Source organism: Microcoleus sp. F4-D5, assembly GCF_036704885.1.
In the GTDB taxonomy this organism is placed as follows: domain Bacteria; phylum Cyanobacteriota; class Cyanobacteriia; order Cyanobacteriales; family Microcoleaceae; genus Microcoleus.
The window spans coordinates 92,554-100,453 of record NZ_JAUBSX010000021.1 but is presented as its reverse complement, the minus strand read 5'-3'; the positions used below and the strand labels follow the sequence as shown (position 1 = coordinate 100,453).

The 7,900-nt window shown below is 46.2% G+C and carries 6 protein-coding genes and 2 pseudogenes; 1 reads left to right on the top strand and 7 read right to left on the bottom strand.

From position 1 onward, the window contains the following. The 6 genes and pseudogenes from QUA80_RS12655 to QUA80_RS12630 all read right to left on the bottom strand — a co-directional run. Positions 1 to 203: pseudogene (locus QUA80_RS12655) on the bottom strand (RNA-guided endonuclease InsQ/TnpB family protein); the annotation flags it as partial. 244 nt (positions 204 to 447) lie between these two features. Further along, a complete protein-coding gene (locus QUA80_RS12650) occupies positions 448 to 957 on the bottom strand; it encodes a hypothetical protein (RefSeq protein WP_333424919.1) in 510 nt (169 codons plus the stop codon). Positions 958 to 1,379: 422 nt separating this feature from the next. Then, complete coding sequence (locus QUA80_RS12645; protein WP_333424918.1) at positions 1,380 to 1,583, bottom strand: hypothetical protein; 204 nt, start codon at positions 1,581 to 1,583, stop codon at positions 1,380 to 1,382. Between the two features lie 162 nt (positions 1,584 to 1,745). Next, the gene (locus tag QUA80_RS12640; RefSeq protein WP_333424916.1) at positions 1,746 to 2,183 is read right to left on the bottom strand and encodes a DUF3574 domain-containing protein; all 438 of its coding nucleotides are present in this window, start codon (positions 2,181 to 2,183) and stop codon (positions 1,746 to 1,748) included. Positions 2,184 to 2,509: 326 nt separating this feature from the next. Next, positions 2,510 to 2,632: a hypothetical protein gene (locus tag QUA80_RS12635; RefSeq protein WP_333424914.1), complete on the bottom strand. Its 123-nt coding sequence runs from the start codon at positions 2,630 to 2,632 to the stop codon at positions 2,510 to 2,512. 20 nt (positions 2,633 to 2,652) lie between these two features. Then, complete coding sequence (locus QUA80_RS12630; RefSeq protein WP_333424912.1) at positions 2,653 to 6,198, bottom strand: PAS domain S-box protein; 3,546 nt, start codon at positions 6,196 to 6,198, stop codon at positions 2,653 to 2,655. A 437-nt stretch (positions 6,199 to 6,635) separates the two neighbouring features. Between QUA80_RS12630 and QUA80_RS33780 the strand changes: the two are divergent. Continuing rightward, positions 6,636 to 6,770: pseudogene (locus QUA80_RS33780) on the top strand (transposase); the annotation flags it as partial. A gap of 477 nt (positions 6,771 to 7,247) precedes the next feature. Here the strand turns inward: QUA80_RS33780 and QUA80_RS12620 are convergent. Then, the gene (locus QUA80_RS12620; RefSeq protein WP_333424908.1) at positions 7,248 to 7,598 is read right to left on the bottom strand and encodes a hypothetical protein; all 351 of its coding nucleotides are present in this window, start codon (positions 7,596 to 7,598) and stop codon (positions 7,248 to 7,250) included. Positions 7,599 to 7,900 lie beyond the last annotated feature (302 nt).

Here is a 7,900-nt window from a genome sequence, read left to right as displayed (position 1 = left end):
GTCAACTGCGCCGAAAGTCCAAACATATCTCTGACATCGCGATCTACCAAGGATTGCATCGCCAATTCATTTGTCAGGGTTGGCGGCACAGTTTGGTTCACATCTTCACAAGCACTCGCGAACGCCTGAAGGGTTGCATCAATTTTGATGGACTGCTCAGGCGCTACTTGGAGTTTGCAAGATACTGTCAGGAATTGTTTCATGACAAGATTGTATCAGGTATTGAAGGCAGAAGGCACGGGGAAAGTTTTAAGATTGCTTCGTTCCTCGCGAAGCGTGGCAATCTGAAAACTCAGAGCTAGTTATAGCGGATCTCAATCAGGTGAGGTACTCGCCGGTTTTCTTACCAATTCCGCAATCGAAAATCGAAAATCGAAAATCCCAATCAGTACCTCACTCAATTGACAATTGCGATCGGTGCCTGGTGCCTTCTGCCTGCAATTTTCCTCAAAAACCGATGACTTGAGTGTCAGCAGGCAGTGCAGTGGCCTCGGAGACCTTTTTAAACACGGTTGCCTGTTCGTTTAAGGCATTAGGTCTGGCCTGTCCGGGATTGGTGCCTTGCAACTGAAGCCGCATTTGACCTTCGGAAGTCAATTCAAAAACTGTCTCAACGGTTTCTGTGCTGCTGAGGCCGACATCAAGGTGCATCGGTTTTTCACCGAGATTAACTTTGTACCTCATTTCTTTGGCGCGGGCTGCTCCGTCGGGGCCTTTAGCCATGAGAAACAATTTGCCTTCTGGGGCAAAGACGAAGGTGAAAGACTCACCGGAGGGGACTGTGCCTTGCCATTGACCTAGGAGTTGCGTGTCGATGTTGCTGGCGGCCGGGGCGGCAGCTTCAGCAATTGTTGGTACTGCTGCGGATGCCGGGCCGAGTGAGGCGTTGAAGCTAATTAGGATGCCCAAGCAAAGGCTACCTGCGATCGCTTTACCAATCATTTTTGAATTAGACATGAGACCGATCTAAAAATTGGTTATTTGTTTTGTACACTGTAGCGGTAAAACCGTACATTGTTTAGTTTAAATCTCTTTTAAGGATAGATATAGGTTATGGGTTGAGGTTTAAACCTGCAATGGAGTTGTCATCCCCGGACTAAAACTTCTCCTGAGCTTGTTGAAGGGTCATTCGATTTTAGATTTTAGATTTTAGATTTTGGATTGACCCCACGGATAAATTCGGGGGCTTGTACCACCTTTGAAATTCTTGGTCACGGGGCTTTCAGTTTTTTTATTGTAAAATCCAATACAAATCTGATTTTAGCTGCACAGTTCGCTGTGGTGAGCTGATTGTTCTTAATTCCAAACACCTAACTGACTATTGCCTTCGATCGCACCCCCAGATAGTTTGGGAAATCGATGGCATTAATAGTCTTTCATTAATTGTTTTCAGGATCGCTTTCGACTTGTTCTGTCGGAGATTCCGGCGCTGGTTCCTGTGGATTTTGCGATCGTTTCGTTCGCTCCAATGCCTCTGCGTAAGACCAAGCCACGCTCACAAGAAAAGCTTTCGCCATACCGTCCAAATCTTTTGAATCCTCGCTTTCGGGCGGTTCAGCTTTTTGGTTGCCGTCGTTCGTCATGTTTTTGTTTTCTCCCGGGCAGGTTTTTCTAACGACTTGTTGCAGTGTGCGATCGATACCCAAAAATTATGATTTTGCTTGCACCCGCACCCTACTTATCTTTGAGGGTATGACCTTGCTCATCACAGATAATATCATAAATACACTGATTCGACGATCGCATCAGAAGGAAACCTTTACTTCGCTCGTGGCCCGCAAAACGGACTCTTGCTGGAACGTGCGTTTGTAAGTTTCGATAATTTCATTAATAGCTTGATTTTTTTCTGGGCTACTTTCATAAATCATAATAACTATTTTAGAGTTTTCTCGAATCAGAATTCCCGATCTGTTGAGAAACTGCCCCGAACCTTCTAATACAGTTAGCCCTTCCCGAAAGCGAGGGGTAATAACTGACTTGACAAACTCCTGCCATTCTGCTTCTGAAATTGTCTCGCCTCCCGGTTTAGTTAAGCCAAAAAACAGTTCATCTTTGAGGAGATTTGTTTGTTTGGCATTAGTATCGGAAGTTTCGGGAAGCTGAGCGCGGGCAATTGTTGCGGGACAAACAGGCAGGACGAACAGCAGGCCGGTCAAGCAAAGACTGTTAAGATGTTTATTCATCAGGAATTACGCAAAACTTCTATATTTATGGTGCCTCCTAGGGCGTGTTTTCAAACTATTACACAACAGAATGCAGGCGATCGCGCGATCGTGGCTGTATAATTTGCCGCCAGCTTCTGATATCGGGTAGCCATCCGACTTGCATTGCTTGAGTCGATCGCACGTTCAACTTTTTTAGTCCTGGACGCAGAATGGTTTAGAAAGCGGGTTTTTTTACGAAAAGATCGGTTGTAGACCGCACCGAAGCTCAAAAACCCGGTTTCGCACGGGCTTCGATGCGTCCAGGACTGATTAACTTGAAATCTTTGTACCGAAGTAGCTGAATCTTAATTTCCCCAGATGTTTAATGTTCTGCCTGGGAGCATTTCATAGTTGTAAAAACACTTTTTCTGACTCCTTCCTTCTGCCTCTGGCCTCAAAACTCCAATGTCTAGCTGGGCTGCTTTCATTGAGATGCTCCCGTTCTGCCTTACCCTATTGGATGAAGCAATTGCTCAATTGTCCGTACTAACGTTTCAGGCTCGACAGGCTTGGGAAGATGCTTTTGAAATCCGGCTGCTAGCGCTTGCTGTCGCTCGCTCTCACCTGCAAATGCTGTCAGAGCGATCGCGGGAATCTGTCCTCCCTGGTCTCTAGATAGCTGTCTGATTTGACAAATCAACTTATAGCCATCGATTTGTGGCATCCCAATATCAGCAATCAAAACATCTGGCTTAAATTTAGTGAGTTGTTGCAGCACATCGGTTGCTGAAGATACAGAGATCACGGTGGCTCCCGCTTGCTCCAAGATAAATTGAACTAATTCTAAATTGTCTAGTTCGTCATCGACTGCCAGAATACACAATCTAGCCAAGGGTGAAGTGTGAGCATTGAGCGATACATTTTCCTTGCGGTCACTGTTTGCCTCATTGCTTCTGACTAACAAGGGAAGTGTGACAGTAAATGTTGCTCCCTGTCCTTCTCCAAAACTTTCGGCTTTGACAGTTCCACCATGTAGCTCAACGATATGACGCACGATCGCCAATCCCAGCCCTAACCCACCAAATGTTCTCGTAATAGTGCTGTCGGCTTGCCGAAATGTGTCAAAGACATAGGGAATAAATTCTGGCTTAATGCCTTTCCCTGTATCCCTGACTTGAATTTGAGCATAAGAATCAATCGTTTTTACCTCAACTTCAACTCGACCTCCTGTAGGGGTGAACTTAATGGCATTGGTCAGCAAATTCCAGACAACTTGTTGCAATCGGGTAGCATCTCCTAAGACGTGGCTGACATTGGGTTCTAGCTGGGTTTCAATTTGAATATTCTTCGCTTCGGCGGCCAAACTAACTGTTTCGATCGCAGCTTTAAGAGTTGTTTTCAAATTAACAGGAGTAGAGTTAAAACTCAGCTTGCCTTGCAGAATCCGAGAAATATCCAGCAAGTCCTCAATCAGTTGAACTTGCAACTCGGCGTTGCGTTCAATCGTTTCCAGAGCTACCGCCGTCTTGCTGGAATCGAGAGTTCCTCTTCGCAGCAGTCGAGTCCAACCCAGAATCGGATTCAACGGAGTTCGCAATTCGTGCGACAAGACAGCTAAGAACTCATCTTTAATTCGGTTAGCTGCTTCTGCTTGTGCCCTTGCTTGCCGTTCTGACTCGTAGAGCCTTGCTCGGTCGATCGCCTGCGCCGACATCTGTGCCAGTGCCAAAACGAAAGCCCGATCGCTCTCACAAAGCTGGGGAACGGTCGAAAAGCTGAGCGACAGCCCACCAACGGCTTGTCCTTCAATCAACAGCGGCACTGAAATCCAGGCTTCTGAACCAACCTTGGCATAAGCTTGGGCTAAATCAGGATAACGGGCAATTCGGTTTTCGATGGTTTCTAGCCAAACAGGTTGCCCAGTTCGCACGGCTTCTGCCAGAGGATAGGGTGCATGAATCGAAAAACTGCGCAGAAATTCTCCTACGTGCTCGTACCCGATCGCTTGAACAATCTCCAGTTCGCTTGTATCCTGGTTTAATACCGCAAGCAAACCACAACTCCCTCCCAGTGCAGACATTCCCTGTTCAATAATCACCTTAGCCACTTGAGCCGAGGTTAGCGATTCAGACAACGCTGTCATCAATGCCAGGAGTCGAGCCGTCCGCTTGGCAGCGAGTTCGGCGGCTAATTGCGCTTGTTGTGTTTCATTATAGAGACGAGCGTTATCAATGGCGATCGCTGCTCGCTGAGCCAAATCTTCAGCCAGGGCAATGTCTTCCAGGCGATAGCGGCGATCGGATTCAGCAAACACCAACGTAATGCTGCCCAACACGCGCCCGCGCGCCTTTAGCGGTGCAATGATGCAGGACTTTAACCCAACTCCACGCAAGATTTCCAGATATTCACCATTGGGCACTGCGGCAACCAACTGTTCATCTGTAATCTCAATTGAAATTTCAACCTGTCCTGTTTGCATGACTTTAGCAGTGCCATACCCATCATCGAGATGTCTGGGAAAGCGCCGATCCAACTCCCAGCCAAACTTTACTTTTTCCGGATCTGAATGAGCCACCGCAACACGACCAATTGTGCGATCGTCATTCAGCAGATCGACACTGCACCAATCTGCAAAATAAGGAACTGCCAGCTTTGCAACGCTTTGGAGAGTTTGTTCGTACTCTAGCGAAGAGGAAAGGACAGCACTCACTTGAGCTAAAAATGCTGATTTTTGTTGAGAATTCTCTGCTACAGCACGGGCTGCCTGTTCTTGAACAAGCTGTACTCGTTCGTCTTCGGTTTGCTTGCGTTCAGTAATGTCGCTGAAAGCAGCAATGATATTGATAATTTGCCCCTGTGCGTCAAACAAAGGGGAAGCATTGATCGAGAGAATCGTGCGAGTTCCACAGGCATGGCTAATGGCCTGTTCAATACCATAAACAGGCTCACCTGTTTGCATCACCCGCGCAAACGGCAGTTCATCTTCTGGGAAAGGATGACCCTCCACGGTTGCAATTAACCAGGATGGAGCGTTATAGCCTCGCTCCACAATGTCGCTGGGAGTCAATCTTAAAATCCTCTCTGCCGCCGGATTTGCGGCAATAATCTGTCCGGTAGAATCTAGAATGGTGATGCCATCAGGAATAGTTTGGAAGATGCTCGATAATTGCGCTTCACGTTCGCGCAGAGCTGTTTCTGCCTGCTGGCGTTGTGTAATGTCGTGCATCACGACAACTGCACCCTGTTTTTCGCCGTTTGCTGCAATAATCGCCTGTCCAGTGGCTAATAGCAATCGCGCAGTTCCCTGCTTCGGAACAATCATCATTTCCACATCACGAACGTTGTGTCCTTGCAATGCCTGGAACAGGGGAATATCCTCTGTATTCATGAGTGTTTTGCCGTCGGGCAAATACAAGTCATAATATTCGGCCCATCGATCGGGTGGAACTGGCTGCTGAGGTAATCCATGAAAATCTTTAGCTGCTTGGTTAAATACAGTCAATATGCCATCGGCATCGCAAGCGACAATACCAGCTTGAACGTTGTTGAGGATTGCCTTCAAAAAGTCTTGTTCTTTCTCAAGAGTGGCTTCTACCTGCTGCGAATTGGCGATTTCGGCTTGTAATTGTCGAGCGGCTTGAAATGTTTCACTCGTGTCTTGGAAGTAAATAAGTAAGCCATCTTCACTCTTGATGCAACGAATTCTCAACCACTTGTTGAGTGAGGGGTAGTGGTCTTCAAACTCGATTGCCGTTGACGTTGCGATCGCTTGATGGCAATATTTATATAGCTCAGAGGTAAGATCGACAGAAAATACAGTCCATATATTTTTGCCGGTGAGGTGTTGCCGCTTCTTGTTTAAAAGCTGCTCTGCTTTATGGTTTACATAGGTGCAGTGCCAATCTGAATTAATAGAAATGAAGGCCTCAGCCATGTGATCTACTATCACCGCAAATCGTGCTTCGAGTGCTTGGCAGTTCGTACATAGCTCTTGACGAAAATTTACAGTAAGCTCTTCTCGATGATTCAAGGAGTTTGTACCTTCTACATTCATTGCGGTTAGTCCTGCCTATTTACCTATTTTGCCAATTATTGGTAGGGATCAAAATGTACGTGGCTGACGCAGATATCCCCCTAAATTCGAGTTTAAAATGGGGACTTTGAGCGTTCTTCCCTTTTTTAACCTATGCGTTACCCACATCTTTCTTAACAATCTTGAAAGCCTTAGGCAAAAATACTTTCAAAATTCATTTTTCCACCCGCCTTGACCATTAAAAACTTGGGTTGGTCGATAAAAAGTTAAGTTTATTGAGAACTCGTGTCGAGGAATGGGGTTTGATAGCGCAAGAGCGATCGCTTTCCAAATGTTAATCAAGATGTTTATAAAGCATAGCTTAAAAACGAGGCTAGGGCGTGTTTTCTTGCCTCGTTGTATCTTAGATTGGGGCAAACTCCGGCATAGAATCTTGAGGAACACGTGGAGACTTAAGTACCGAACAGTGGGAGAAGTTAAAACCGCTACTTCCCCGCTCAAACCCCGAACAGGTAAATCCACTCACGATCGCCGACAGGTTGTTAATGGCAGGAAAGTGGATACTCAGAACCGGGACTCCCTGGCAAGACCTGCGGCGAACGTTATGAAAGGGGGAAAGTGTGACCGCAAGGTTTTAGCGGTGGCAAAAAGCGGATATTGGGAAGCAAGTCTTAGAACCGACTTGAGCAATGCAAGTCCGATCGCTACTTGATATGAGAACCGGGCTGCAAATTATACAGCCACGATCGGGCGATCGCCTGCACTCTGTTGTGGTTGTAGTTTGAAAACACGCCCTAGGGACGATCGAGGTTTTAGGCTTTTGGTGGGTAAGTCCTATTAACCTAAAACGCTTCCCAATCAAAAACCCAGTTCCACATGAGAAACTGGGTTTTGGAGTGTCAGTCCTAGTTTATTTATGCTCGCCTACTTGATTGCGTCGGCCGTATTAAGTAGCTCAAGCTATTTAAACGTCAAACTTTTCAGGTGTTGAGAAACCCTCAAGGGCGAGCACTCTTGGCTGCGCCCCGAAAGCAATCATGTTTCTCAGTGTTATATTTTTTTAGTTGGAGCTACTTATCCTTTAATTCGCGGATACTTCTCTTAGCAGTGTCTTGGTACATCTCCCCGAATTCTTTCACGGCTGCTCCTGCTTCTTGCCCAATCTTCTGAGCTCGTTCGCCCGGAGAGTCTGACGTTTCGCGAGCTTCTTGCCTCCATTCCCGCGTTGTTTGGGGTCTTTCAGGATTGTTTAGATCGCCTTTTGAGCCTCCTGAAGTGCCGAAACCTTTGTTACTGTGTCCCGAATCAACATTTGCCGTCAGCAGCATAAAACCGACTAGGACGACACTCAAAAAACTCTTCACTTGAAAGCCCTTAAGCAGGGAACTGATGCGAGCGATCGCAGTGGAAATCAAATTCATCTCGGTAATACTCCCTAAGTTGATTGGCGATAAATTTCAACATTTTTAAATCTCATTGGCTCACTCCAAACTCAGCAGCTAACGCGAGACAAAGCCAACTTAGCTTCACTTTGCTATTAACCACCTAAATAGAGTTATAGGTTAGCGATAAAATCTGGTAAAAACGCCACCTATGTGTCAGCCAATTAGCTTGTTCACACATGAATATCAAGTTAACAGCAGCAAAATTGTTCTACCTCTAACTAAAGTGATAACTTAATTAGAAGCAAAAAAAAAATTTTTATACACATGGTTAGACAAGT